Source organism: Mesorhizobium sp. M1006, assembly GCF_040318825.1.
Taxonomy (GTDB): Bacteria; Pseudomonadota; Alphaproteobacteria; order Rhizobiales; family Rhizobiaceae; genus Mesorhizobium.
The window spans coordinates 15,190-38,102 of sequence record NZ_JAMYMZ010000049.1; the positions used below are offsets into that span (position 1 = coordinate 15,190).

28 protein-coding genes and 1 pseudogene are annotated in these 22,913 nt (G+C 62.4%); 21 read left to right on the forward strand and 8 right to left on the reverse strand.

Going from position 1 to position 22,913, the window contains the following annotated elements; genetic code table 11:
• Nucleotides 1-79 precede the first annotated feature (79 nt).
• The gene (locus tag NKH60_RS28935; RefSeq protein ID WP_352835623.1) at nucleotides 80-934 is read left to right on the forward strand and encodes an extensin-like domain-containing protein; all 855 of its coding nucleotides are present in this window, start codon (nucleotides 80-82) and stop codon (nucleotides 932-934) included.
• Between the two features lie 66 nt (nucleotides 935-1,000).
• A complete protein-coding gene (locus tag NKH60_RS28940; RefSeq protein WP_352835620.1) occupies nucleotides 1,001-1,708 on the forward strand; it encodes an LssY C-terminal domain-containing protein in 708 nt (235 codons plus the stop codon).
• A 47-nt stretch (nucleotides 1,709-1,755) separates the two neighbouring features.
• On the opposite strand, the gene NKH60_RS28945 is transcribed toward NKH60_RS28940, so the two are convergent.
• Nucleotides 1,756-2,775, reverse strand: coding sequence for a zinc-dependent alcohol dehydrogenase family protein (locus NKH60_RS28945; RefSeq protein WP_352835617.1), 1,020 nt, complete (start codon nucleotides 2,773-2,775; stop codon nucleotides 1,756-1,758).
• A gap of 127 nt (nucleotides 2,776-2,902) precedes the next feature.
• Between NKH60_RS28945 and NKH60_RS28950 the strand changes: the two genes are divergently transcribed.
• The 4 genes from NKH60_RS28950 to NKH60_RS28965 all read left to right on the forward strand — a co-directional run bounded on the left by NKH60_RS28950 (nucleotide 2,903) and on the right by NKH60_RS28965 (nucleotide 6,252).
• Nucleotides 2,903-3,844 carry a LysR family transcriptional regulator gene (locus NKH60_RS28950; RefSeq protein WP_352835615.1) on the forward strand — a complete coding sequence of 314 codons (942 nt, stop codon included), beginning with the start codon at nucleotides 2,903-2,905 and terminating at the stop codon, nucleotides 3,842-3,844.
• A 59-nt stretch (nucleotides 3,845-3,903) separates the two neighbouring features.
• The gene (locus tag NKH60_RS28955; RefSeq protein ID WP_352874285.1) at nucleotides 3,904-5,214 is read left to right on the forward strand and encodes a hemolysin family protein; all 1,311 of its coding nucleotides are present in this window, start codon (nucleotides 3,904-3,906) and stop codon (nucleotides 5,212-5,214) included.
• A gap of 168 nt (nucleotides 5,215-5,382) precedes the next feature.
• Entirely contained in the window at nucleotides 5,383-5,739 is a 357-nt protein-coding gene (locus tag NKH60_RS28960) for a VOC family protein (protein ID WP_352835610.1), read from the forward strand.
• Nucleotides 5,740-5,958: 219 nt separating this feature from the next.
• Nucleotides 5,959-6,252, forward strand: coding sequence for a hypothetical protein (locus tag NKH60_RS28965; RefSeq protein WP_352835607.1), 294 nt, complete (start codon nucleotides 5,959-5,961; stop codon nucleotides 6,250-6,252).
• 52 nt (nucleotides 6,253-6,304) lie between these two features.
• Here NKH60_RS28965 and NKH60_RS28970 read toward each other — a convergent pair whose 3' ends face one another.
• Nucleotides 6,305-6,595 carry a hypothetical protein gene (locus tag NKH60_RS28970; RefSeq protein WP_352450454.1) on the reverse strand — a complete coding sequence of 97 codons (291 nt, stop codon included), beginning with the start codon at nucleotides 6,593-6,595 and terminating at the stop codon, nucleotides 6,305-6,307.
• A 195-nt stretch (nucleotides 6,596-6,790) separates the two neighbouring features.
• Here NKH60_RS28970 and NKH60_RS28975 point away from each other — a divergent pair, with 195 nt between their 5' ends.
• The 6 genes from NKH60_RS28975 (at nucleotide 6,791) to NKH60_RS29000 (ending at nucleotide 11,750) form a co-directional block, all read left to right on the forward strand.
• Nucleotides 6,791-7,108, forward strand: a complete 318-nt coding sequence (locus NKH60_RS28975) for an ArsR/SmtB family transcription factor (RefSeq protein WP_023678365.1) — start codon at nucleotides 6,791-6,793, stop codon at nucleotides 7,106-7,108.
• Entirely contained in the window at nucleotides 7,105-7,593 is a 489-nt protein-coding gene (locus NKH60_RS28980) for an SRPBCC family protein (protein WP_352835605.1), read from the forward strand. The genes NKH60_RS28975 and NKH60_RS28980 overlap by 4 nt, the downstream gene beginning before the upstream one ends.
• Nucleotides 7,594-7,830: 237 nt before the next feature.
• Entirely contained in the window at nucleotides 7,831-8,079 is a 249-nt protein-coding gene (locus NKH60_RS28985; protein WP_352874288.1) for an MAPEG family protein, read from the forward strand.
• A gap of 87 nt (nucleotides 8,080-8,166) precedes the next feature.
• Nucleotides 8,167-10,164, forward strand: coding sequence for an ABC transporter ATP-binding protein/permease (locus NKH60_RS28990; RefSeq protein WP_352835600.1), 1,998 nt, complete (start codon nucleotides 8,167-8,169; stop codon nucleotides 10,162-10,164).
• A gap of 247 nt (nucleotides 10,165-10,411) precedes the next feature.
• Nucleotides 10,412-10,885 (forward strand): VOC family protein, encoded by a 474-nt coding sequence (locus tag NKH60_RS28995; RefSeq protein ID WP_352541103.1) that lies wholly within the window; start codon nucleotides 10,412-10,414, stop codon nucleotides 10,883-10,885.
• Nucleotides 10,886-10,970: 85 nt separating this feature from the next.
• Nucleotides 10,971-11,750: a class I SAM-dependent methyltransferase gene (locus NKH60_RS29000; protein ID WP_352835597.1), complete on the forward strand. Its 780-nt coding sequence runs from the start codon at nucleotides 10,971-10,973 to the stop codon at nucleotides 11,748-11,750.
• A 42-nt stretch (nucleotides 11,751-11,792) separates the two neighbouring features.
• Here NKH60_RS29000 and gcvA read toward each other — a convergent pair whose 3' ends face one another.
• The gene (gene gcvA, locus NKH60_RS29005) at nucleotides 11,793-12,686 is read right to left on the reverse strand and encodes a transcriptional regulator GcvA (protein ID WP_352835666.1); all 894 of its coding nucleotides are present in this window, start codon (nucleotides 12,684-12,686) and stop codon (nucleotides 11,793-11,795) included.
• A gap of 204 nt (nucleotides 12,687-12,890) precedes the next feature.
• Between gcvA and NKH60_RS29010 the strand changes: the two genes are divergently transcribed.
• The 5 genes from NKH60_RS29010 to NKH60_RS29030 all read left to right on the forward strand — a co-directional run bounded on the left by NKH60_RS29010 (nucleotide 12,891) and on the right by NKH60_RS29030 (nucleotide 16,492).
• Nucleotides 12,891-13,076, forward strand: coding sequence for a DUF1127 domain-containing protein (locus NKH60_RS29010; protein WP_352835594.1), 186 nt, complete (start codon nucleotides 12,891-12,893; stop codon nucleotides 13,074-13,076).
• Nucleotides 13,077-13,148: 72 nt separating this feature from the next.
• Nucleotides 13,149-13,634: a VOC family protein gene (locus NKH60_RS29015; RefSeq protein WP_352683522.1), complete on the forward strand. Its 486-nt coding sequence runs from the start codon at nucleotides 13,149-13,151 to the stop codon at nucleotides 13,632-13,634.
• 34 nt (nucleotides 13,635-13,668) lie between these two features.
• Nucleotides 13,669-14,394: an SDR family oxidoreductase gene (locus tag NKH60_RS29020; RefSeq protein WP_352541043.1), complete on the forward strand. Its 726-nt coding sequence runs from the start codon at nucleotides 13,669-13,671 to the stop codon at nucleotides 14,392-14,394.
• A gap of 234 nt (nucleotides 14,395-14,628) precedes the next feature.
• Nucleotides 14,629-15,063, forward strand: coding sequence for an FKBP-type peptidyl-prolyl cis-trans isomerase (locus NKH60_RS29025; RefSeq protein WP_352450461.1), 435 nt, complete (start codon nucleotides 14,629-14,631; stop codon nucleotides 15,061-15,063).
• Between the two features lie 751 nt (nucleotides 15,064-15,814).
• Nucleotides 15,815-16,492 carry an HAD family acid phosphatase gene (locus NKH60_RS29030; protein WP_352835592.1) on the forward strand — a complete coding sequence of 226 codons (678 nt, stop codon included), beginning with the start codon at nucleotides 15,815-15,817 and terminating at the stop codon, nucleotides 16,490-16,492.
• Between the two features lie 49 nt (nucleotides 16,493-16,541).
• Here NKH60_RS29030 and NKH60_RS29035 read toward each other — a convergent pair whose 3' ends face one another.
• Complete coding sequence (locus NKH60_RS29035) at nucleotides 16,542-17,522, reverse strand: quinone oxidoreductase family protein (protein ID WP_352835589.1); 981 nt, start codon at nucleotides 17,520-17,522, stop codon at nucleotides 16,542-16,544.
• A gap of 98 nt (nucleotides 17,523-17,620) precedes the next feature.
• Here NKH60_RS29035 and NKH60_RS29040 point away from each other — a divergent pair.
• Nucleotides 17,621-18,014 (forward strand): annotated as a pseudogene (locus NKH60_RS29040) (winged helix-turn-helix transcriptional regulator).
• 74 nt (nucleotides 18,015-18,088) lie between these two features.
• Here the strand turns inward: NKH60_RS29040 and NKH60_RS29045 are convergent.
• Nucleotides 18,089-18,694 (reverse strand): NADPH-dependent FMN reductase, encoded by a 606-nt coding sequence (locus tag NKH60_RS29045; protein WP_352835583.1) that lies wholly within the window; start codon nucleotides 18,692-18,694, stop codon nucleotides 18,089-18,091.
• A 91-nt stretch (nucleotides 18,695-18,785) separates the two neighbouring features.
• Here NKH60_RS29045 and NKH60_RS29050 point away from each other — a divergent pair, with 91 nt between their 5' ends.
• Nucleotides 18,786-19,154, forward strand: a complete 369-nt coding sequence (locus NKH60_RS29050) for a winged helix-turn-helix transcriptional regulator (RefSeq protein ID WP_023678378.1) — start codon at nucleotides 18,786-18,788, stop codon at nucleotides 19,152-19,154.
• 50 nt (nucleotides 19,155-19,204) lie between these two features.
• Here NKH60_RS29050 and NKH60_RS29055 read toward each other — a convergent pair whose 3' ends face one another.
• The 3 genes from NKH60_RS29055 to NKH60_RS29065 form a co-directional block, all read right to left on the reverse strand.
• The gene (locus tag NKH60_RS29055; RefSeq protein WP_352541039.1) at nucleotides 19,205-19,525 is read right to left on the reverse strand and encodes a hypothetical protein; all 321 of its coding nucleotides are present in this window, start codon (nucleotides 19,523-19,525) and stop codon (nucleotides 19,205-19,207) included.
• A gap of 143 nt (nucleotides 19,526-19,668) precedes the next feature.
• Nucleotides 19,669-20,064 (reverse strand): acyl-CoA thioesterase, encoded by a 396-nt coding sequence (locus NKH60_RS29060; protein WP_023678380.1) that lies wholly within the window; start codon nucleotides 20,062-20,064, stop codon nucleotides 19,669-19,671.
• Between the two features lie 395 nt (nucleotides 20,065-20,459).
• The gene (locus tag NKH60_RS29065; RefSeq protein ID WP_352835581.1) at nucleotides 20,460-21,386 is read right to left on the reverse strand and encodes a LysR family transcriptional regulator; all 927 of its coding nucleotides are present in this window, start codon (nucleotides 21,384-21,386) and stop codon (nucleotides 20,460-20,462) included.
• Between the two features lie 107 nt (nucleotides 21,387-21,493).
• Here NKH60_RS29065 and NKH60_RS29070 point away from each other — a divergent pair, with 107 nt between their 5' ends.
• A complete protein-coding gene (locus NKH60_RS29070) occupies nucleotides 21,494-22,285 on the forward strand; it encodes an alpha/beta fold hydrolase (RefSeq protein WP_352835579.1) in 792 nt (263 codons plus the stop codon).
• A gap of 47 nt (nucleotides 22,286-22,332) precedes the next feature.
• Nucleotides 22,333-22,809: a GNAT family N-acetyltransferase gene (locus NKH60_RS29075; protein WP_352835576.1), complete on the forward strand. Its 477-nt coding sequence runs from the start codon at nucleotides 22,333-22,335 to the stop codon at nucleotides 22,807-22,809.
• The last annotated feature ends 104 nt before the right edge of the window (nucleotides 22,810-22,913 follow it).

A 22,913-nucleotide genomic window follows, 5' to 3' on the forward strand; every position in this document is an offset into this window, starting at 1 on the left:
AGGCGTGAACGGCGCCGCTGATTTTTCCTTTACTCTTCAGGTTTAGAGTCTGTGCCATCTGGGGACAGGAACCCTTCCGATGGCCGGGCTATTTCGCGCTGCGCTTGCCGCTGCGCGGCACACAGAATGCGCGCGCATGGCCGGAAGGCTTGCCGCCCTGCTTGCCGTGGCGGCGGTCTCAGCCTGCAATACCGGCAGCGTGCTGTCGCTGCAGCCGGCCGTCGATGTCGGCAGCCAGACCGCTGCCGTCCCGCCCAATTCCGGCGCGCAATATTCCGGCGCGCAAGATTCCGGGCCGCAATATTCGGGTATGCAGCGCCTCGTCCCGTCCAATCCCTTTATGACGGCCGCCTATCCGCGCCTGGACAACCCGATGTCGCCGGCCGAACAGATGCCGGCCACCGAGATCGATTGCCGCAAGGAACTGAAACGCCTCGGCGTCGTCTACACCGACGTGGCGCCGATCCATGAAGGCCAGTGCGGCATCGACTATCCGGTCAAGGTCTCGGCCATCGGCAGCGTCGAGATGAAGCCGGCCGCGACGCTGACCTGCGACATGGCCGCCACCTTTGCCGGCTGGACCAGGAACGAACTCGTGCCGTCGGCCCGCTGGCGCTATTTCTCAGGCGTCAAGACCATCCACCAGGGCTCGAGCTATTCCTGCCGCAGGATTGCCGGCGAAGGTGTTTTGTCGGAACACGGCAAGGGCAATGCGCTCGACGTGATGAGCATCGAGCTTAACAATGGCGACGACATCGACGTCCGCAAGCCCGGCCTGTTCGCCTTCCGCACCCGCGGCTTCCTCAACAATGTCCGCGCCGACGGCTGCCAGTATTTCACCACCGTGCTCGGCCCCGGCTACAATTACGATCACCGCAACCATTTCCATTTCGACATCAAGAACCGCAAGAACGGCTATCGCGCCTGCCGCTGATTGCAGCCCCTGCCCAAGACTTGCTGCGCCGGTTAAGATGATGCGCAGACGCTTGGGTGGTGCCTCTTGAGCCGACGAAGCCTTCGACGACGTGCAACGACCTGGCTGGTGGCATGCTGTGCCGCTTATCTTTCGCTCGCCTATTTCGCCGCGCCTGAGTTCTGGACGTTGCGGGACCGCAATTTTCGCAATCAGCAATTCGAGATGGTGACGCACACGCCGCAAGGTATTCCGGGCGATCCGATCAATGTCGGCCTTGTCGGCACCAAGAAGGAGCTTGTCCATGCTTTTGCCGTCGCCGGTTGGGATACGGCAGACGCCATCACGCTGAAGACCGCCATCGAGATCGGCGAAAGCGTGCTGTTCAACCGCCCCTATCCCGACGCGCCGGTCAGCCGGCTTTTGTTCGAAGGCCGCGCCCAGGACCTCGCCTTCGAAAAGCCGGTCGGCGACAGTGCCGACCGGCGCCATCACGTCCGCTTCTGGCAGACCGATGCGACCGGAGACGACGGCCGGCCGCTCTGGCTCGGCTCGGCAAGCTTCGACCGGGGCGTCGGCCTCAGCCATGACACCGGCGCGATCACCCATCATATCGGCCCCGACGTCGACGCCGAGCGCGACGGGCTAATGCGCGACCTCTCCGCCGCCGGCATGCTGATCTCGACCAGCGAGATACCAGGCGTCGGCGCCACAAAGACCGGGCGCAACGGCGAAGGCGATCCCTATTTCACCGACGGCAGGGCCATCATCGGGGTCCTGCTGCAACTGCCGTAGGCGCGCAATCGGCCTTCCCGTCTGACAGCCATTTCGTCCCGGCGGGCTCAGGGCACGGTGATCACGATCTTGCCGAACGGTCCTGTCTCCAGACGCTCAAATGCCTGCGGCACCTCGTCGAAGCCAAACACCTTGTCGATCACCGGCTTGATCGCGAGCGTCTCGATCGCCTGGTTCATTCGCTCGAAGGCGCGGCGGTGGCCGATCGATATGCCTTGTACGACGATCCGGTTGCGTATGAACGGCAGGACCGGAAAATTGAGTTCCATGCTGCCGAGAAGGCCGATCACCGACAGCCGGCCGTCGGCGCCCAGCGCGTTGAGCGAGCGTCGCGCATTGTCGCCGCCAACCATTTCCAGCACATGGCTGACGCCGGCCCCGTTTGTCAGTTCGCGCGCCGCCTCGTCCCATGCCGGCTGGCTGCGATAATTGATCCTCTTCCAGGCGCCGAGCGCCTTCGCCCGCTCGAGCTTCTCGTCGCTGCTCGAGGTGATGATGGTGCGCAGGCCGAAGGCGGCGGCAAATTGCAGCGCAAACAGCGACACGCCGCCGGTGCCCTGGATGAGAACGGTTTCGCCCGGGATCGGCTTGGCCTCCTCGACCAGCGCGAACCACGCCGTCAGCGCCGCAATCGGCAGCGTCGATGCCTCGACGTCGCTGAGCTGCGGCGGCGCCGCCACGGCGGCATCCTCATGAAAAAGCACATGCTCGGACAGCATGCCGGGCAGTGACGAACCAAGCGTATGCTTGTGCAGCACCGGCGGGGCGTCGCCGTCCGGCCAGTCGGCGATCACCTGGCCGAGCACGCGCTGCCCGATGCCGAAGCGGCTGACTTCGCTGCCGGTGGCGACTACTTCGCCTACCGCGTCCGATGTCGGCACGAACGGAAAGCTGAGGTCCGGTATCAGCACGCCATCGACGATCATCCTGTCCTTGTAATTCAGCGATACCGCTGTGACGCGTACCAGAAGATCATGCGGCCCGGCTTGGGGCAGCTTTCCATCAGCCGGCTTCAACCTGGACAGGCCGAAACCGTTCATCTGCCAGGATCTGTTTTCGGTGCTCATTTGGTTCTCGCTCCGTGGTTGATGATTGCGCGAGACATTTACGCCGTTTCACTATGGAGAAAAGTGCTTCCATGTGGCATGTTCTGCAACAGATTAAGGAGCAAAACTCTACAATAGGAGCGCTTCATTGGAATCGGCCAATTTGCAAGGCATCGTCGCATTCGTTCACGCGGTGGAGGCCGGAAGCTTCACCGGCGCCGGCGCGCGGCTGCATGTCACCAAATCGGCGGTCGGCAAGTCGATCGCGCAGCTGGAACAGCGATTAGGCGTTCGCCTGCTCAACCGCACCACCCGCAGCCTCAGCCCGACCAGCGAGGGCCTGAGCTATTACGAAGCCTGCGTCAGGGCATTGGCCGAGATCGATGCCGCCCAGTCGCTGCTCGCTTCCCGCAAGCAGGTGCCTTCCGGCCGGCTTCGTGTCGACCTGCCTCTGGCCTTCGGCCGCCGGTGCGTCGCCCCAGTGCTGTTCGAGATTTCCAAAAGATATCCGGATCTGACGATGGAAATCTCCTTCAACGACCGGCGCGTCGACTTGATCGAGGAAGGCATCGACCTGACGGTGCGTATGGGCGACCTCGACGACAGCTTGTCGCTCGCCGCGCGCCGCATCTATGCCCAGCGTTCGGGCGTCTGCGCCGCCCCCGCCTATCTCGACGCCCATGGCAGGCCGCAATCGATCGAGGACCTGGCCAGGCACAGCCTCATCGGCTACGGCCGCGACGGCACGGTCCATCCCTGGACCGTCAGGCATGCCGACGGCCGTCTCGAAAAATTCGCGCCCAAGGCGCGGCTGGTGCTCGGTCACGGCGAACCGATGCTCGATGCGGTACTGGCCGGCTGCGGCATCGTCTATCTGCCGACATGGCTGACGGCCGACAGCATCAGGCGCGGCGAGCTCGAAATGGTTCTGTCGGACTGTCTTGTCGAAAACACCGTGGTGCATGCCATCTGGCCGGTAACACGCAATCTCGCGCCAAAGGTGCGCGTCGTCGTCGACGCCCTGATCGAGCATTTTGCCGCGCCGTCCTGGGATGCGGCAGGAGTGCCGCCTGGTTGCCCGGCTCGCTAAATTTAAAAAGCGCGACCGTCCTATTTTCGAAAACAGCGCGGCAATGCTATGGACCCGGCATGCTTTATGCTGAAATTGCCATCGTGGTCGTCCTCATCTGCATTAACGGCCTTCTGTCGATGTCCGAGCTCGCCATCGTCTCGTCGCGGCCGGCGCGCCTCAAGACGATGATCGACCGCAACGTCAAGGGCGCCGGCCGGGCCCTGGCGCTCGGCGCCAATCCGGGAAAATTCCTGTCCTCGGTGCAGATCGGCATCACTTTGGTCGGCGTCTTGTCCGGCGCCTTTTCCGGCGCCACGCTCGGCGAGCGGCTGGCCACCTCCCTGGCGTCGGCCGGCATCCGCGAAAGCCTCGCCGATCCGCTCGGCGTCGGCATCGTCGTCGCCCTCATCACCTATGGCTCGCTGATCATCGGCGAACTGGTGCCCAAGCAGATCGCATTGCGCGACCCCGAACGGGTAGCCGTCAGGGTCGCCCCGGCAATGACCATCCTCGCCAGCGTCTCGGCGCCGCTGGTCTTCCTGCTCGATTTTTCCGGCCGCGCCCTCCTGTGGCTGCTTGGCCAGCGCGGTCAGAGCGAGGATAAGGTCACCGACGAGGAGATCAAGATGCTGGTCGCCGAAGCCGAGCACCACGGCACCATTGAATCCGACGAACGGCGGATGATCGCCGGCGTCATGCGGCTCGGCGACCGTGCCGTGCGCGCGGTGATGACGCCGCGCACCGAAGTCGACTGGATCAATGTGCAATCCGACGAGGCGGCCATCAGGAAGCTGCTGATGGACACCCAGCATTCGCGCCTGCCGGCCGGCGACGGCGGCGTCGACGCCATGATCGGCGTCGTCCAGACCCGCGACGTGCTGGCCGCGATGCTGGGCGGACGCACCCTCGACCCGCGCCGGCACGTGCGCACCGCGCCGATCGTGCATGACCAGGCCGACGCGCTGGACGTGCTTGCGACGCTGAAGGAATCCGACGTGCCGATGGCGCTGGTGCATGACGAATACGGCCATTTCGAAGGCATCGTCACCCCGGCCGACATTCTGGAAGCGATCACCGGCGTCTTCCGTTCGGATCTCGACGCCGGCGAAGAGGAAAACGCCGTCAAGCGCGAGGACGGCTCATGGCTGCTCGCCGGCTATATGCAGGCCGACGAGATGGCAGAGGTCCTCGGCATCGACCTGCCTGAGAGCCGCGATTACGAAACCGTCGCCGGCTATGTGCTGTCGCATTTGCACCATCTGCCGGCGACCGGCGAATGCGTCGACGCGCAAGGCTGGCGCTTCGAGGTCGTCGACCTCGACGGCCGCCGCATCGACAAGCTCATCGCCACCCGCCTGCCCGGCGGCCACCGCGAGGTCGTGCGGTAAGAAGCGGTGCGGGGTGCTGACTGTTCGGATGCAGCCCTTGACCCCATTGCGGACCTTCTCACAACAGCGCAAGTTGCAGGCGAAATAGCGACGAGTTGGCGCCAGCGTGGGTCGACAAGCGGAAATCACATCGGCGGAAATCACATAGGAAGTGGACTGGAGCTGTATATGGCGGGGTGCGGCGTTGGATTTGTAGGAATTCGCACAGAGCGCCTCGACGACATGGTAGAGCTTTTCCGCGATGTGATCGGGGCGCCTGTTGTCCGGCAGCGTGATGACCTGGTTGGCTTTGCGCTGGCAGATGGCACGGTGTTTGAGCTCTATGGACCGGGCGATAAGTTTCATGCCTTTTTCACGACCGGGCCGGTCGTCGGACTCCGCGTCGATGATTTCGAAGCAACACGCGCGGCGATGATTGCCGCCGGAGTCGATTTTATTGGCGAGATCCAACATGCTGCGGGAGTGAAGTGGCAGCATTTCTATTGCCCAGATGGTACAATCGCAGAGATAATCGGCCCTTCTTGAGATCTGAGAGGTTATCCCCCAGGTGGGCGTCGTGCTCGAACTGGGAATACCGATTCTGCGGATTGTGGAGACCGATCGCGGTACCCTGCACGATGGCTTGCGGCCGCGGCGACTTGTGTTCGGGACAGCGTTCCTGACCCGTTATTTCGCCCGGAGCATGCTACCAGTCGGCTGCCGGTGCGGGTATTATCGGCGCCTGTACGTCACTATGGTGGAAAAATGGATCTGCAAGCCTTCAGGGATTCGATTGCAAAACCACAGCCGCCAGCCGGCTTGAGCCCTGCCCTGCAGGCGCTGTGGTGGGATGCAAAGGGCGATTGGGCTAAGGCGCACGAGTGCGCGCAGCATCGCGACGATACGGCGGGCATGCACGTGCATGCCTATCTCCACCGCAAGGAAGGCGACCAGTCGAATGCGGAATATTGGTATCGCCGCAGCGACGCGGCGCCGTCGACCTTAACGCTTGACGAGGAATGGCAAGAGTTGGCACGTACACTTTTGCAGCAAAGCTGACGCTTGCTCAGTCATCGTAAAATAGCCGGTCCTGCATCCACTCTCCGGGGTTTCAGCTGGCGCCCTGTGGCTTGTCCCTGCCGTTCCATTCCGCATTGCGCGCCTGCGCCTCTTCGGCGATCAGCTTGAACTCCCGCATCTTCGCAGCTTCGATGGCGAATGCGCGGCTTGGCAGGACGCCAGGGTCCTCCTGACTGTTCTGAAACTGAAAACGGGCCTCCAGTTCGGCCCATATTCGCTCGGGTGCCGTATCCTTGCTGGCAAGCAGCGCAACGACCAGCGCCAGAGTCTCGCGCTGGGCGTTCAGCCGCCCTTCGATCTCTTCGTTCGGCAATTCGGACATGCGGGTCGCTTCCAGTTTCTGGCTCAACGGCAAAATCGCACCCTTGTTCCGGAACTCGGGGCTGGCGCGTGAGCAATTCCGAAAACGCGAGCAACAGTTTTCCCGTTAACCGACAGGGTCCGACCGGGGCTGTGGTTCCGCACCGTCGACCCCTCCAGGTTGACAGCGCAGGCCCATCGATTTAAGTTCGCGTTAGTGGCCACTAACGCGAAACATTGGACAGCGCTCGGAGACTCGACGAGGCGCACGATATTCGAATTGTTGGTCGAACAGCCTTGTTCGGTCAGCGGACTTGCTCGTGTGCTGCCTGTAACCAGGCCGGCGGTCTCTCAGCACTTGAAAGTACTCAAGGATGCCGGGCTTGTGGCCGACACGCGCTCAGGCAAGGAACGAATATACCGTATCGATCCGGACGGCCTAGCAAGTCTGCGCGCGGAAATCGATCAGTTCTGGAGCAAGACCCTGGCGAGCTACAAACTGGCCGTCGAGCACCCAAAGAAGGACCAGCCATGAGCAAGCTTCCTGCAACCGCGCCCGTAAGGCATTTCGTCGTTGTCGAGGCACCTATCGCGCGTGCCTTCAAGGTCTTCACCGAGGATTTCGGGAAATTCAAACCTCGCGAGCACAATCTTCTTGCCGTACCGATCGCAGAGACCATCTTCGAACCCTGGGTCGGGGGCCACCTTTACGATCGCGGCGTGGACGGCAGCGAGTGCCACTGGGCTCGTGTGTTGGCTTACGATCCCCCCAGCCGGCTCGTTCTGAGCTGGGACATCAGTCCTCGGTGGCAGATTGAGAGCGACCTGAACAAAACCAGCGAATGGGAAGTCAGGTTCACGCCTGAGACGGAGAACCGGACCCGGGTCGAGATCGAGCACCGGAATCTCGAGCGCCATGGCGAAGGCTGGGAGGGCGTGCGCGTGGGGGTTGATAGCGATCAAGGCTGGCCGCTGTACCTGCGGCGGTTCCAGGGCCTTTTCCCCGGTGCGGCGGCCTGACCCGTCCGCGCCCTTGCGAGCATGACTCGCAAGCACCGTCTGGTCCACTGCGATTCCAGGGAGCGGAGACAACATGGAAAACTATTGGTTAAGTCTTCTCGGCGTGCTCGCGCTCTGCTTGCTATCGGTAGTGTTGGCAGTCTACTCGGGTTCGTCCAGAGGTTTGCAGGAGCGCTGGCAGGACCGGTAGTCCCGGCAGACGACGACAACCGGCGCTATAGGATCGACCGGGTTCACATGAATTCGGTCGAGGCACTGGCGCCCTTGATCGTGCCCGCAGTGCCAGCGATGATGATTGGTGTTGGAGCGCCCACTTTGGCGACATTGGTCTGGGCTCACCTGGCGATACGCCTCCTCCATCTGGGAATCTATCGGCATGGCGGAAACGCCGCCAAGGGAGATAGTCTCGGGACGATTCTGTACGTCTCTGGAGCGTTGGTCACGTTGGCCCTCATCCTTTTGACTGGATGGGCAGCGCTCAATTGACGTTGGCGCCACTTCTTGAGGCTACAGTTCGCGAGACTCGGCGGCTGACGCTATGAAACCTTCTGATTTTTAACCCGTTATCGCCGGATGCCCGAGGCTAAATTTAAGCTGAAATCGGTTGACGGCGCCCAATCGCGCGATGCCGAGAAGTCGCGCCGCGAGAAACAATCGACTGTCGAAGTCGCGTCAGAGGTCGTCGGCCAGCCCGCGCCGCCGCCGGACGTCACCGAACCCGATCCTGAGCTGACACCTGAAGAGGCCGAGCGGGCGCGCAAGAGATACCTGCTTAAGCGCTTCTGGATCAGCGCGCGCGGTTACTGGGGCGGCAGCGGCGACAGGGTCGCCTGGCCGTTGACGATCGGGCTGTTGGTCCTGATCGTCGCCAATGTCGGCTTCCAGTATGGGATCAATGTCTGGAATCGCGCAATTTTCGACGCCATTGAGCAACGCAATGCCCACACCGTATATTGGCTGAGCGCCGTATTCCTGCCACTCGTGATCGGAAGCGCCAGCCTTGTGGTGGCACAGGTCTTCTTTCGCATGAGGATACAGCGCCGCTGGCGGTCCTGGCTCACCACCGCGGTCATCGCGCGCTGGCTCGCAAGCGGCCGCTACTATCAGCTGAACCTCGTCGGCGGCGATCACAGCAACCCCGAAGCCCGCATCGCCGAGGATTTGCGGATTGCCACCGAATCGCCCGTCGATTTCATCGCCGGTGTCATCGTCGCATTTCTGTCGGCCTCGACCTTCATCGTGGTGCTCTGGACGATCGGCGGCGCCCTGACCCTGACGATTGCAGGTTCGACCGTCACCATTCCCGGCTTCCTAGTCATCACCGCAGTGCTCTATTCCGCGATCACGTCCACTTCGATGGCGGTCATTGGCCGCCATTTCGTCCACCTCTCCGAGGAAAAAAATCAGGCGGAAGCCGAGTTCCGCTACACGCTGACGCGCGTGCGGGAAAACGGCGAGAGCATCGCATTGCTCGGCGGCGAGGAGGAGGAGCGCAGCGGCATGGACAAGACATTTGCCCATGTGCTCAGGCAATGGGCGCTCCTTGCAGGCCAGCACATGCGCACGGCACTGGTGTCTCAGGGGTCGAGCCTGTTTGCGCCTGTCGTGCCGGTCTTGCTTTGCGCTCCAAAGTTCCTCGAAGGCAGCATGACACTTGGACAGGTCATGCAGGCTGCCTCGGCCTTTGCCATCGTGCAGGGCGCGTTCGGATGGCTGGTCGACAACTATCCCCGTCTCGCCGATTGGAACGCCTGTGCTCGGCGCATCGCTTCGCTGATGATGTCGCTCGACGGGCTCGAGCGGGCGGAACAGAGCAACACGCTGGGACGCATAAAGCGCGGCGAGACCGGCGGCAATGCGATGCTCAGCCTGAACAATCTCTCCGTGTCGCTCGACGACGGCACCGCCGTGGTCAAGGAAACCGAGGTCGTGATCGAACCAGGCGAGCGGGTGCTCGTCGCCGGCGAATCCGGCTCGGGCAAGAGTACGCTGGTGCGGGCCGTCGCGGGTCTGTGGCCATGGGGTAGCGGCAGCGTCAACATCCGCGCCGACAGACGGTTGTTCATGTTGCCGCAACGGCCCTACATCCCGACCGGGACGCTTCGCCGCGCTGTCGCCTATCCAGGCGCCGCCGACAACTGGACGCTGGATAAGATCAAGGCTGCCCTCGACAAGGTGGGACTCGACTACCTCAACGACCGGATCGAGGAGGACGCGCCATGGGACCAGACCTTGTCGGGTGGCGAAAAGCAGCGCCTCGCCTTTGCGCGTCTTCTACTGCACCGCCCCGATATCATCGTGCTGGACGAGGCAACGTCGGCACTCGATGAGAAGAGCCAGGACAAGATGATGGAGATGATTATTCGCGAATTGCCGAAGGTCACCATCATAAGCGTAGCGCACCGCGCCGAGCTGGAGGCCTTCCACAGCCGCAAGATCACATTGGAGCGGCACAAGGGCGGCGCAAAACTTGTCAGCGATATCGAACTCGTCCCGCGCAAGGACAGACGGAACTTGCTCATGCGCCTTCTGAGACAACGGCGCGCCAACGGAAAGCCAGCGCGACCTTGAGCAAAGCGGCGCTGCCCTTCGCAAAGAGTGAGGCCGCCGGTCGGACCAGGCGGACCATCGCCGGTTCGAGTCACTGCCCGTATCTGGTCCTGAAAGCACCAGCCGTGGTACCTTGATTCCGGGCAGCTGCTGCTGTCGGAACGTCGATGGCACGAGCGCATTTCCATGTCCGGTGCAACGCCGATGCAACCCGGGTTGATTTCAAAAGCCCAGATTGATTTCGAAAGCAAAGGGACCAGCAATGACAATCGCCAAGAACACGATCTGCCTTTGGTACGACAAGGACGCCGAGGCTGCGGCCCGCTTCTATTCCGAGATTTTTCCCGACAGTTCGGTGAAATCCGTCCACCGCGCTCCCAGCGACTACCCGTCCGGCAAGGCAGGCGACGTGCTGACGGTCGAGTTCACGGTCGTCGGCATCCCCTGTCTCGGCCTCAATGGCGGGCCCGCGTTTAAACACAACGAAGCCTTCTCCTTCCAGATCGCCACCGACGATCAGCAGGAGACCGACCGCTATTGGAACGCCATCGTCGGCAATGGCGGCCAGGAAAGTGCCTGCGGCTGGTGCAAGGACAAATGGGGCATCTCCTGGCAAATCACGCCGCGCGTGCTGACCGAAGCGATGGCCGCCGGCGGCGATGAAGCAAAGCGCGCATTCGAGGCGATGATGGAGATGAAGAAAATCGACGTTGCAGCGATCGAGGCGGCGCGGCGCGGCTGACAGTTTCGGGGGTGGCCCGACGCGAAAAGGTCAGGGCAGAGCGGCCGGAAATGCTGCCGGCCCATCATCTCCAGGCAGGCGTGCGATGGTGCTGAACTGCGCTGCGTTTTATGACGCCGAACTGCGACGGCACAACGAGGTCTTCAGGGCTGCGGTCAAGGTGGGAACGCGCGATCGCGTGCTCGATATCGGATGCGGTTCGGGACAATCCTCTCGTGATGCTGCCCGTGTCGCGGTGGAAGGCAGCGTGCTCGGCGTGGACGTATCGGCGCAGATGCTCGAGATCGCCCGGAAGTGTAGCGCGAAAGAGGGATTGCGAAACGTCGCCTTTGAGCGTGGCGATGCGCAATTGCTGGTATTTCCGCCTGCCGGTTTCGATCTGTGCATTAGTCGGTTTGGAGTGATGTTCTTTGCCGACCCGGCGGCGGCGTTCGCCAACATCGGCCGGGCGTTGCGACCAGGGGCACGTCTTGTATGGATGGTATGGCAGTGCGAGGGCCGCAACGAGTGGGCGACTGCCATTCAGCGGGCGATTGCGCCGGGGACCGCCATATCGAGGGGCGCCGCCACCCCGTTTTCGCTTGGCGACCCCGCCATCACCGCGGAGATCTTGCGTGCATCCGGTTTCGTTTCGGTCGACTTTGCCGAAGTGCATGAGCCGGTCTTCTACGGCCAGGACATCGATGCGGCCTATGACGCTTTGCTTGGCCTGCAACTGGTCAAGGATCCGCTCGCCCGCGCGGATGTGGATGTCGACGCGGCGCTGCGGCGGTTGCGCGATCTGCTCGACGCGCATTTGACCGCAGACGGTGTGCTTTTCGACTCGCGTGCCTGGATCGTCACCGCGTTTCGGGCGAGCCGATAGTAACCACTCGATGTAGACGATCCTGTTCTCTCGGCCTTCCCGTCAGTCCATTTGCGGCGTGACTTCTGAAAGCAGCCAATCCCTGAAAGCCTTGACTTTGCGCTGACGGATCGCCTCCGGCGGGTAGACGAAATAGAAGCTGGAGGGGGATTTCAGGGCGTGGCCGAAGGGGCGGACAAGTCGCCCGGCGGCAAGGTCGGCCGCAACGAGCATGGTCCGGCCGAGCACCACGCCCTCGCCTTGTGCGGCCGACTCCATGGCAAAGGTGGCAGAGTCAAAGGTAATCCCGCTCTGCGGGTCCACGCCCTCGACCCCGGCGCTTGCCAGCCAGGTCGCCCAGTCGATCGGAAAGCTGTCACGGATCAGCGTGTGGTGTTTGAGGTCCTGAGGCGTGCGGAGCGGATGTGCACCCTCAAGAAGCTTTGGGCTGCACACTGGAAACACCTCCTCGCCGGTGAGGAACTCTGACGTGAGCCCCGGATAGTTTCCATTGCCATAACGGACGGCGACATCGATGCCGTCGCCGAGGAAGTTGGTCAGCTTCCCGCTCGTCGAAACCCGCACATCGATGTCGCCATGCGCACGGTGAAAGCGGTAGAGGCGTGGCACCAGCCATCTTCCCGCGAAGCCATCGGAGGTGCTGACGTTCAATGTCGAGCTCGAATAGCGGGCTGTTGCTGCAGCGGTGGCGGTGGCCAACTGGGCGAGCGCCTCGCGCACCGCCCGCGCATAGGGCTCGCCGACGGCTGTCAGACTCACCGAACGCGTACCGCGCTCGAACAGCTGCACACCGAGCTGATCCTCAAGATTCTTGATCGCCCGGCTGATCGCACCGTGGGTGACATGAAGTTCCTCTGCCGCCTTGGAGAAACTCAACAGGCGCGCCGCCGCTTCGAAGCTCGGCAAGGTGGTGAGGGGAGGCAGCTTCCGGGGAATGGACCGAGACCTATGTGTGAGCAATGCTCACACATTGTCGCCGATAAGTCGTTTGTCGTCCAGGCCGGAACACTGCATGTTTGCTCGCGTAGTCAGTCATTCACCGCCGCTTCAAAAGGCGATTTGATGTGACTGATACTCTCGCTGACAAAAGTCGCGGGGCAACTGCTGAAACCAAAACTGCCGCCACTCTGGGAGAGCACCATGAACGCCAAACGAGTTGAAGCCATCGTCGACGTCCTGACCGGCATGGCCGGCCGCGTCCTCGCCTCGAGCAGCCGGCGCCGGACCGGGCGGCAGATTGCACGCTTCTCTACCCGCCGGCTCGAAGACCTCGGATTTGCCCGCGACTGGGACGGCTCGGTCTATCGGCCGTCGGACCACCGCTAGCCTGAACGAAAGCAACAGCGGACAGGCTCTTCGCAAAAGATCGCTGTCGCAAGGAATTAATGGAGAACGGACATGGCCACCATCCACCCATTCCTCTGGTTCAACACCGACGCGGAGCAAGCCCGCGATTTCTATCTCTCGGTCTTCAAGAACAGCAAAGCGCTCCAGACCATCGAATACACCGACTGGGTGTCCGGAACCAACAAGACGGTCCCGCATGCCACCTTCGATTTCGAGCTCGAAGGACTGCACCTTACAGCGCTCAACGCCGGGCCGCAGCCGCCTTTCAACGAGCGGCTCTCGCTCTACATCGAGACCAGGGACCAAGCCGAGACCGACTACTACTATGAGGCGCTCACCGCCGGCGGCGGCAGGGCACAACCCTGCGGCTGGCTCACCGACAGATACGGCGTCTACTGGCAGGTCATCCCGGAAATCCTGCCGCGGCTCGGTGCCGATCCGGACCGCGAAAAGGCCAACCGCGTCCGGCAGGCGATGTACGGGATGCGCAAGATCATCATCGCCGACCTCGAAGCCGCCTATGCCGGCAAGGCCTGACCCTCACCGCAATCGCAACGAACGGAGAACCCTCATGACATCGCTCGTGGACAGGAAAGTCATCGTCGTCGGCGGTAGTTCCGGCATCGGTCTCGGCGTCGCGGAAGCTGCTCTCAACGGCGGAGCGAAGGTCGTGATCGTCGGACGCTCGCCCGAGAAACTGCTGGCTGCCGAACGGACGCTCAATGCGGGCCGCGTGACCAGCGTGGTCGCCGACATGACCGACGAAGCGGACGTCGCTCGCCTGTTCAACGAGGTCGGTCCCTTCGATCACCTCGTATCGACCGCCGGAACACTGCCGCCCGGCGATCCCATCGGCAGTACCGACATGGAGGCTGTGCGAGGCTTCGTCGATAACAAGCTGATTGGCGCCGTCATGCTCTCCAAGCATGCTGTGCGCACCCTGAAAGCCGGCGGCTCGATGACCTTCACCTCGGGAATAAATAAGGATCGGCCGCCGGTGCCGGGAGGCTCGGTCGTCTCCGCGATTGCCGGTTCATTCAGCTACTTCGCCCGCGCCCTGGCGCTCGAACTGGCCCCGACGCGCGTCAATGTCGTGTCGCCCGGATGGGTCGACACACCGATGTGGGACATTGTTGGAGAAGCCAAATCCAGCTTCTTTGCCGACATGGCTGCCCGGTTGCCATCGAGAAAAATTCCGACCGCTGCGGATGTCGCCGCCGCCTACCTCTACCTCATGGAAAGCGACTTCACGACCGGCGAGACGATCCGCATCGATGGCGGCCATAACCTGATCTAGCCGCCATTTGCACGTCGCCTGAATGGGTTGAGCCGGCATGACCGCTAGTCCGGTGCACTGCTGCCGAAGGCGACGAACGCCGGCGGGTCATGCCGGCGTCGCTCAATCGGGGTTTACATCGGCAGCCAGGTCCCTAGTTTTAGCGTTTCGCGCCGCGCACCTAAGTGCGTGGATGATCGAGGACGGGACCGTGAGCTTTGGCCGGCCCCTCGAAACTTTCAAAGGATGGCTATCATGACACAGGCCAAGAATGGCGACACCGTGCGCATCAATTACAATGGCCGCCTGGCTGACGGCACTCAGTTCGATTCTTCCGGCAACGAACCGCTGCAATTCACGTTGGGTGAAGGACAAGTGATCGCCGGGCTCGAAACCCATGTCGAGGGTATGGAGGTGGGCGCGAAAAGCACCGTCACCATTCCCGCCGACGCCGCCTATGGCCCCCACCGCCCCGAAGCGGTCATGACCGTCGATCGCGCCCGCGTACCAGACAATATCAATGTCGATATCGGCGCTCGACTGCAGGTCAGAACCCCGGAAGGGCGCCCGATGCCGGTAACAGTCGTCGGCGTGGACGACACCAGCGTCAAGCTCGACGGCAATCATCCGTTGGCCGGACGCGATCTCGTGTTCGACGTTGAACTGGTCGAGATCGTTCAGGCGGCGTAGGGCACGGCAAAGCGCGTAACGGCCATGATTTTCGGGTGACGCATTTCGACCGGCGGTTCCGGCGGTGCGTCACCTGTTTGGAGGCAAAGACCGCGACGGCAGAAATCGTGTAGCGTGCAGCAACCCATAGAGACATTCGGCATCTGGAATGTCCAATTCAGCGTCGCAGGTTCGCGGACCTGTGGAAGGTAGTGTCTCAGTTTGAAATTAAGACGACGGTCCATCGTAGTCAGGCGGTGGCGGCGTGCCTGGCCACCGAAGCTCGACTTCCTCGCAGGAGTCTTGCATGCGCATGACGCGGACGGCGTTGCCGATCACATCGGCGGGGCGCTTCTGGCCTCTAGGTCCGGTGGGCAATTGCTGCCTCCTGAATTGGCCAGCGCTTATACGCGACGACCCAGAGAATGATTATCATTCCCAACGGGACCACAGAGAGAAGCACCCACGCCCGAGACATTCTTAGTCGCCCAAACAGCACCCACGCGGGGATTGCTGTGAGGACTGTCAACAAGGCGAATGGTAGCAACTGAATCGGATCTGACATTGGGTGCCTTCCATGCTTTCCGCTGAGCACATAGGCGGTTTCGCCTAGGCGAGCAAACCGGGATAGGCGCTTTCGCATATTTCAAATTTCAAACTGAGACACTACCGTGGAAGACCTCGCTTGACAGCCGACTTCTCGTGACCGCAAAGTCCCGTGATGCGGGCGATTGGCTGGAATAGAATTGCGCGTGCCGGGGCAATCGTGCTGATGATTGGCACAAATGTTCCTGCGCCGGCACGTTCCGACTCGCTCCTTCTCACAAGCCCGTCCCAGCCGGCCAATGTCGGCGATGCGATGCTGGCGGCTGCCAATTATCATGATTCCGGCGACTATGATCGCGACCTTGCCGCTGTGGCGAAGCAGGCAGGCGACTGGGTCGTCAAGCGCGCAATGGAGGTGCCTCGCCCCGCACTGGTGCTCGATATCGACGAGACGGCTTTGGCCAACTGGGAAGTGATCACACGTGACAATTTCGGCCGCCCGATCGGCGGCGCCTGCGACATTGCAATCGACGGTCCCTGTGGCTGGGCCGCCTGGGATCAGCTTGCGAAGGATTCGGCGATCGACCCGGTGCTGGAGGTTTTCCGGCAGGCACGAACGGCGAAAGTCGCGGTGTTCTTCATCACCGGACGTCCGGAGGACCAGCGTCAGGCAACCGAACAAAACCTGCAGTCGGCCGGCTATGCCGGCTACGAGCACCTTTACATGGTCCAGCCTGGGGCCAAATACGGCTCCGCAGCAGATTTCAAGGCACCCATAAGGGCCGAAATCGAAAAGGCCGGCTACACAATAATTGCCAATGTCGGTGACCAGCCATCCGACCTGTTCGGTGGGCATGCCGAGAAGCTGTTCCTGCTGCCTAATCCGTTCTACCGGGTTCGCTGACGGCCGGAACGGCACAAGCCCGGATCCTCGGCTCCTTGCCGAGCACCTACTAAGGTATCAAGACAACTTTGCCGGTCGCGCCGCGCTCCTCCAGCAGGCGATGTGCGTGGCTGGCCTGGTCGAGCGGGAAGCGGCCACCTTTGGTCACCACAAGCTGACCACCAGCGGCCAGATCGAAAAGCTCCAAAAGGCCGTCACGGAGCCCGTCCGTAGACAGCAACGGCAGCAGGGCAAAACCCCTCAGCGACTGGTTGCGGCCGATCATCGCCTCCATCTCCGGGGCGCCGAGCGCGTATCTGCCGAGTGCTGCAAACACCAACTCTCCGCGAGGTGCCAGAGCCTCCAGCGCAACCGCCGTCAGCGGGCCGCCGACAATGTCGTAGATGATGTCGACGCCGGCGCCGTCTGTGGCTGCCCGGACGTGCACCGGCCAATCCGTGTTGCTGTAGTCGACGGCAGCATCGGCTCCCAGCGACAAAGCAAGGTCGAGCTTGGCCTTGCTGCCCGCTGCCGCGATGACACGGCCTGCGCCGGCGCGCTTGGCAAGCTGGACGAGCAACGAACCGACGCCGCCCGCGGCAGCGGCGACCAGCACCGATCTGCGGGCGGGCGGGCTTTGCCGCGATAGATACAATGCCGTCAGTCCTTGCACCATCAATGCCGTCGCGTTTTCGAACGAGAGCGAATCCGGCAAGGGCACGGCCAGGCTTGCGTCGATCGTCACATACTCGGCATAGCCGCCAAACGGGCGGCTCGAGGCGAACAACGGCGCGGCGACGCGCGTGCCGAGCAAGGAAGCGTCCACCCCCTGCCCAAGCGCCTCCACGATCCCGGCGGCCTCGACGCCAGGGATCATCGGCAGTTGCGGCGTCACCGCATAGCGATCCGCGCGCATCAGCACTTCGAAGAAATTCACCCCGGCAGCCTGAACGCGGACCAGGACCTCGCCGGCTTGCGGCTCCGGCTTCGGCACCGTGACTATGTCGAGAACGTCGGGCCCGCCGAAGCGGCTCAGTTGAATGGCTCTCATCGCATGCACCGATCGCTGTTGGCATCGGCCGCTGTTTGCCACTATCTGCCTGGCTTCGACTACACACCAATTTGTCCGCTGCTGACCGGGAGGTGACCATGGCCAAGCCGATCAAGAGACTGCCGATGCTGCCGGCGGAGCGCGCGCTGAAAGTGATTTCGGGGCGCTGGAAGGCGGTCATCCTGTACCATCTCTTCGACGCGCCCCGGCGGCTGTCGGCGCTGCAGGCGCTGATGCCCGATATCACCCAGAAAGTGCTGATCCAGCAGCTTCGCGAAATGGAAGAGCACGGCCTCGTCCGCCGCGAAATCTTTGCCGAGATGCCTTCGCGCGTCGAATATTCGGCGACGCGGCTCGGCCTCAGCCTCGAGCCGATCCCTGCTGGCACTTTGCCAGTGGGGCCAGCATCACGCCGACGAGCTGAATGAGATGGACCGCCTTGCCGATTGCATCATCAGACCACGGCAAGCGCAGGACGCCCATGCCGTGTAAACAAAAGGGGCGGCGCATGCGCCGCCCCAATGCTTGGGACAATTGATCCTTGGGAGGACTGTTCGAACCTGTGCTCAGGCCGCCTTGACTTCCTCGGCGACGGCATCGGCCTGACGCGCCGTCTTCAGCACCCTGGCCCACCATGCAATGTCGTTGACCAGCGCGGCTGCCGCCTGGTTGAGGTGCTCGAACTCGTCGAGCTTCTTGTCGCCTTGCTTGACCGCAAGGAAATCGGCCCAGGAGATGTGTACGGCGGACTTCACCGGCGCCATCTGCAACTCGACCGCATGCAGCCTCAGCTGCTCGACCGCGCGCGCGCCACCGACGCTGCCATAGCCGACGAAGCCGGCCGGCTTCTTGTTCCACTCGTTGGCGGCGTAGTCGATGGCGTTCTTCAGCACGGCCGTCGGGCCATGATTGTATTCGGCGGCGGTGAAGATGAAGCCGTCGAATCCGGCGACCTTCTTTTGCCAGCGCTGCGCCACTTCGTTCTGCGACGGCGCCCAGGCGGAGGATGCGACCTCATCGAAGAACGGCAGCGGGAAATCGCGCAGGTCGACGACTTCAACGTCGATGTCGGCGTGCGACTTGGCTATCTTGGCAATCCATTGGGTCGGGACGTCGGCAAAGCGGGCCACGCGGGTTGAACCAATGATGATGGCGATTTTGGGTTTTGACATAGAGGGGGCTCTCCTTACGGGAATACTGGTATCGTTTAGATACCTGAGCTATATGAGTAACTGGCCGCTCAATGTGCAAGGAGGCACTTTTTTGTTACCAAGGCACCCGCACCGCACCGAGGACTGCCGCGCCATCTCGGAAATCCTGCAGCGCGTCGGCGACAAATGGACGGTGCTCGTGGTCGGCAAGCTTGGCAACGGGCCGCTGCGTTTCAACGAGTTGCGCAGCGCGGTCGGCGGGATTTCGCAAAAGATGCTGACCACGACCTTGCGCGGGCTCGAGCGCGACGGCTTCGTTACACGCACCGTGTTCCCGACCATCCCGCCGCGGGTCGACTACGAATTGACCGATCTTGGCTACGAACTGCTGGTGCCGGTCGATGCGCTCGGCGAATGGGCACGCAAGAACACCGAGCGCGTCAAGGCGGCGCGGGAGAAGTTCGACGCCATGCACAGCTGAACCCTTGTGCTGCAAAGGTTTGAACCTGCCCGGGAGCCTCCGGATGAGCGCTACTGCTGTAACTGCATCTTGGTCTTCGGCAGCTTCTCGATCCGGTTCCATTTCGGGTTGGGACTGACCACCCTGCCGCCAATCGTGCAGGTCGTGGTCGTCTCCTTGCGGCAATTGCTCACCGTCGTGCCGCTGGTGTCGCATTTCGTCGCCGAGCAGATCTCGCACTTGGCCGCCTGCCCGTTGATGGTGCGGTTTTCCGACGTGCAGGTGGCGCCTGGATCGCCTTTTTTGACCTCGGCAAAAGCGCTTGCGGACGACAGGCAGAGCAAGGCTGCAAAGGCACCCGCCAGGGCAGCGTTCAGCATGTGTTGACGCATTGTCTTTCCTCCCAATATCCCGTCGGTCGCGCTAGAGGCGCGCATGCGGGAACCCGTTAGCCAAAGACCACGCGGGATCGCTGTCCGCATCCCCCGCGCGGGAGAGACGGCTGTTTAAATCCGTCTTCTGGAATCAGGCCGGGTCAGCCTTCGGCCGGAACCGCCTTCGGCTTGCCTTCGCCGTCCAGCGCCACCATGACGAAGTCGGCATGGGTGACCTTCTCCATCAGGTCGGAGAGATAGCGCTGCGCCCAGGCCTCGACCTTGAGCGTCATCGAGGTGCGGCCGACGCGTTCGACATGCGTATAGATGCACAGCGTGTCGCCGATCTTCATCGGCTTGGCGAAGGACATTTCCTTAACCGCCGCCGTCACCACGCGGCCCTTGGCGCGCTCGGCGGCGCGGATGCCGCAGGCGAGATCCATCTGCGCCATCACCCAGCCGCCAAAAATGTCGCCTGCCGCATTGGCGTCGGAAGGCATGGCCAGCGTCCTGAGCGTCAGATCGCCGATCGGCCGCCCGTCCGCGTAATGCACCATTTGGCCAATCCTCTCGAAGCCGATTGGCCCGATCCCGTATCGTCATGGCACGGACAGGTCAACGCGCCACTGGACAGGTCGCGGCCTGAAGTTCGGCTATCGGTCGACAGTGTTGAAAAGATGCTGTGCGGAGCGGGACGTAGGCATAGGCGTTGCCCTCGCGGATAACATGACCATGCCTGGAAAGCGCAGGTGCATGCCTGCTACGAGCAGGCCATCCGCCGACACCATGTCGAGCACCTTCTTGCGTGTGGCGATTGCGGCCTCCTGGTCCACGTCGAAGGCGATTGCCCATTCCGGATGCGCAAATTGCAGCGCGGAGGCGTGAATTACGTCAGTGAAGAGCAGCAGGTGGTTGGCCCTCCGAACGGCCTCGCTGAGCCCCGGCTGGCCGCCTACTGGACAGGTTGCCGGGGTTCGAGCGCTCGGCGCAACGTCGGCGCCTCTTGCTCGATATGATCCCACAGACGGTTCGAGATCGGCCCGTGCGGCCGGTCGCGGCGGCGCGCCACCACCAACTCCTCGGTGCGGCCTGGCAGATGACGGCCGGCGACGGATTGCAGGCGTCCGTCGCGCAGTTCCTCCTCAATCAGGAAGCGGGGCATGTGGCCCCATCCGAGGCCTTGCAGGATGATTTCCTTCTTCATGCCCTGATCGGCCACCATGCATTGAGGCGCACCCTCGATCATGAAGTAGTCTTGTTGCGGTGAATGGCGGGCCGTGTCGCGCATGACACATTGGGTGAACGCGTGCATCTGATCCGGCGTGATGGGGTGCTTGATCCGCTCCGGCAGAAAGCCCGAAGCCACCACGGGAACGAATGGCACCTTGCACAGATCGATCCATTCCACCCGCGGATCGCTCTTGTCGATCCAGTGCAGGATCAAATCGGCTTCGTCATCGAAGAGGCGCTCCCACGGGCCGCCCACCGCCTCGAAATGCAGGTGCAGACGTGTGCCCGGACACTGGGCGAAGAACCGTCCGAGCATGCCCAGTGCCTGCGGGCGCGGGCACAGGTCGCCGATCACCACATGGATCTCGCTTTCTTCGCCCATTGACAGCTGAGCAGCATGAAGCCGCAAGCCCCCGAGCTCGCGCAGCAGCGATTGTGCCCTGCGATGGAACGACAGCCCTGCCTCGGTGGGGCGCACGCGATAGCCGCTGCGATCCAAGAGAACGAGGTCGAGTTGCCGCTCCAGCTTTGCAACGGCTGCGAACACCGCCGGGTGCGAGCGATGCAGCATGGCCGCCGCAGGCTGAAAGCCGCCGCAGCGGACCACGGCATCGAAGCATTGCAGGTCGTGCAGGGTGAATTCGGCCATGTCAGCTTCTATTACAGAGATAGTCCGATCTTTGTAATATCATCAAAAGGCGCGCCGCAGCTAGGCTTTGCCACATTCAACGCTCCAAGAAGGAAGGTGTATTCACCATGAATGAGCTGGATTTCGTGACCGTCGGCGATGGTACCCGCATCGCCTACCGCATCGACGGCGACGCCGGGAAGCCCGTGCTGATGCTGTCGAATTCCATCGCCACCACACTGCGGATGTGGGACATGCAGGTCGACGAGCTGTCGAAGCATTTCCGTGTTCTGCGCTATGACTTTCGTGGCCACGGAGGGTCGAGCGTTCCGGCCGGCGCTTATTCGCTCGACCGGCTTGGCCGCGACGTGATCGAGCTGCTCGATGCCCTGGCCATTGAACGCGTACACTTCCTTGGTTTGTCGTTGGGCGGCTTCGTCGGGCAGTGGCTCGGCATCCACGCGCCCGAGCGGATCGAGCGCTTGATCCTGAGCAACACCTCATCCTACCTCGGACCGGCAAAGCAGTTTGACGAGCGGATCGCCGCCGTGCTGCAGGCGCCGGATATGTCCGAAACCGCCGAGATGTTCCTGGGCAACTGGTTTCCTGCGCGTATGCTGGCGGCCAACGAGCCCGTCATTGAAGAATTTCGCGCCATGCTGCTGGCTATCGACCGGCAAGGCTTGGCTGGCTTGTTCGCGGCGGTTCGCGATGCGGACCTTCGCCGAACCATAGCGCTGATTTCCAGGCCAACGCTGGTGATCGCCGGCCGGCACGACACTGTGACAGCCGCCAGCCATAGCGAGCTGATCGCGGCGACGGTGCCCGGCGCGAAACTGGTTGTCCTGCCCGCGGTCCACTTGTCGAATGTCGAGTATCCTGCCGAGTTCATGCAGGCCGTGCTCGGTTTTCTGCGCTGAGCCGGAGCACGACGGGTGAGAGCGCCGTCTGCAGTCGCTGTTGGTGTATGTACGGGCGGATCGGCCGTTCTTATCGAAAGCGGCCCGGCGAGGAAAACAACGCAGTGTTCCGGCAAGCCGTCCAGCATGGTCCGCCTCCGGGTTTGCTCGCTTTCGACGGCGATACGGCTGTCGGCTGGTGCCGGGTGACGCTGCGAGATGCCCTGCCCTGGCTCGATCGGCTATGGCAGCTCAAGCGCGTGGACGACAGGCCGGTCTGGTCCCTGTCCTGCCTCTACGTGCGAAAACGATACCGCAGGCGGGGCGTAACATTCCAGCTGATTGCGGAAGCACTGGAAGTCGCAAGGCGTGCAAATGCTCCGGCACTCGAAGCCTATCCTTTCGAGGCCGACGTATCGCCGAGTGCTTCCGGCAGCGGATATGCCTCCACCTTCGCGCGCGCCGGGTTCAGGGTCGTCGCTCGCAGAACGCCGGCCCGCCCGATCATGCGCTATGATTTCAAGATTGCCGATCTTCGTCTGTGATCGCAGCTTGAAGTTTCGGCTATGGGTCGATAGTGTTGAAAAAGTCCGGGTTGCAGCAGTCCTGAAGCACTGATTCAATCTTCGTCGTAAGAGGAGATTGAGTC

What these genes read in the sequence shown, in the direction of transcription:
- NKH60_RS28935 (WP_352835623.1), top strand. Translation starts at nt 80, where the DNA reads ATGGCCGGGCTATTTCGCGCTGCGCTTGCCGCTGCGCGGCACACAGAA.
- NKH60_RS28945 (WP_352835617.1), bottom strand. Translation starts at nt 2,775, where the DNA reads ATGAGCACCGAAAACAGATCCTGGCAGATGAACGGTTTCGGCCTGTCC.
- NKH60_RS28955 (WP_352874285.1), top strand. Translation starts at nt 3,904, where the DNA reads ATGCTTTATGCTGAAATTGCCATCGTGGTCGTCCTCATCTGCATTAAC.
- NKH60_RS28960 (WP_352835610.1), top strand. Translation starts at nt 5,383, where the DNA reads ATGGCGGGGTGCGGCGTTGGATTTGTAGGAATTCGCACAGAGCGCCTC.
- NKH60_RS28965 (WP_352835607.1), top strand. Translation starts at nt 5,959, where the DNA reads ATGGATCTGCAAGCCTTCAGGGATTCGATTGCAAAACCACAGCCGCCA.
- NKH60_RS28970 (WP_352450454.1), bottom strand. Translation starts at nt 6,595, where the DNA reads ATGTCCGAATTGCCGAACGAAGAGATCGAAGGGCGGCTGAACGCCCAG.
- NKH60_RS28980 (WP_352835605.1), top strand. Translation starts at nt 7,105, where the DNA reads ATGAGCAAGCTTCCTGCAACCGCGCCCGTAAGGCATTTCGTCGTTGTC.
- NKH60_RS28985 (WP_352874288.1), top strand. Translation starts at nt 7,831, where the DNA reads ATGAATTCGGTCGAGGCACTGGCGCCCTTGATCGTGCCCGCAGTGCCA.
- NKH60_RS28990 (WP_352835600.1), top strand. Translation starts at nt 8,167, where the DNA reads ATGCCCGAGGCTAAATTTAAGCTGAAATCGGTTGACGGCGCCCAATCG.
- NKH60_RS29000 (WP_352835597.1), top strand. Translation starts at nt 10,971, where the DNA reads ATGGTGCTGAACTGCGCTGCGTTTTATGACGCCGAACTGCGACGGCAC.
- NKH60_RS29010 (WP_352835594.1), top strand. Translation starts at nt 12,891, where the DNA reads ATGAACGCCAAACGAGTTGAAGCCATCGTCGACGTCCTGACCGGCATG.
- NKH60_RS29015 (WP_352683522.1), top strand. Translation starts at nt 13,149, where the DNA reads ATGGCCACCATCCACCCATTCCTCTGGTTCAACACCGACGCGGAGCAA.
- NKH60_RS29020 (WP_352541043.1), top strand. Translation starts at nt 13,669, where the DNA reads ATGACATCGCTCGTGGACAGGAAAGTCATCGTCGTCGGCGGTAGTTCC.
- NKH60_RS29025 (WP_352450461.1), top strand. Translation starts at nt 14,629, where the DNA reads ATGACACAGGCCAAGAATGGCGACACCGTGCGCATCAATTACAATGGC.
- NKH60_RS29030 (WP_352835592.1), top strand. Translation starts at nt 15,815, where the DNA reads ATGATTGGCACAAATGTTCCTGCGCCGGCACGTTCCGACTCGCTCCTT.
- NKH60_RS29035 (WP_352835589.1), bottom strand. Translation starts at nt 17,522, where the DNA reads ATGAGAGCCATTCAACTGAGCCGCTTCGGCGGGCCCGACGTTCTCGAC.
- NKH60_RS29045 (WP_352835583.1), bottom strand. Translation starts at nt 18,694, where the DNA reads ATGTCAAAACCCAAAATCGCCATCATCATTGGTTCAACCCGCGTGGCC.
- NKH60_RS29055 (WP_352541039.1), bottom strand. Translation starts at nt 19,525, where the DNA reads ATGCGTCAACACATGCTGAACGCTGCCCTGGCGGGTGCCTTTGCAGCC.
- NKH60_RS29060 (WP_023678380.1), bottom strand. Translation starts at nt 20,064, where the DNA reads ATGGTGCATTACGCGGACGGGCGGCCGATCGGCGATCTGACGCTCAGG.
- NKH60_RS29065 (WP_352835581.1), bottom strand. Translation starts at nt 21,386, where the DNA reads ATGGCCGAATTCACCCTGCACGACCTGCAATGCTTCGATGCCGTGGTC.
- NKH60_RS29070 (WP_352835579.1), top strand. Translation starts at nt 21,494, where the DNA reads ATGAATGAGCTGGATTTCGTGACCGTCGGCGATGGTACCCGCATCGCC.
- NKH60_RS29075 (WP_352835576.1), top strand. Translation starts at nt 22,333, where the DNA reads ATGTACGGGCGGATCGGCCGTTCTTATCGAAAGCGGCCCGGCGAGGAA.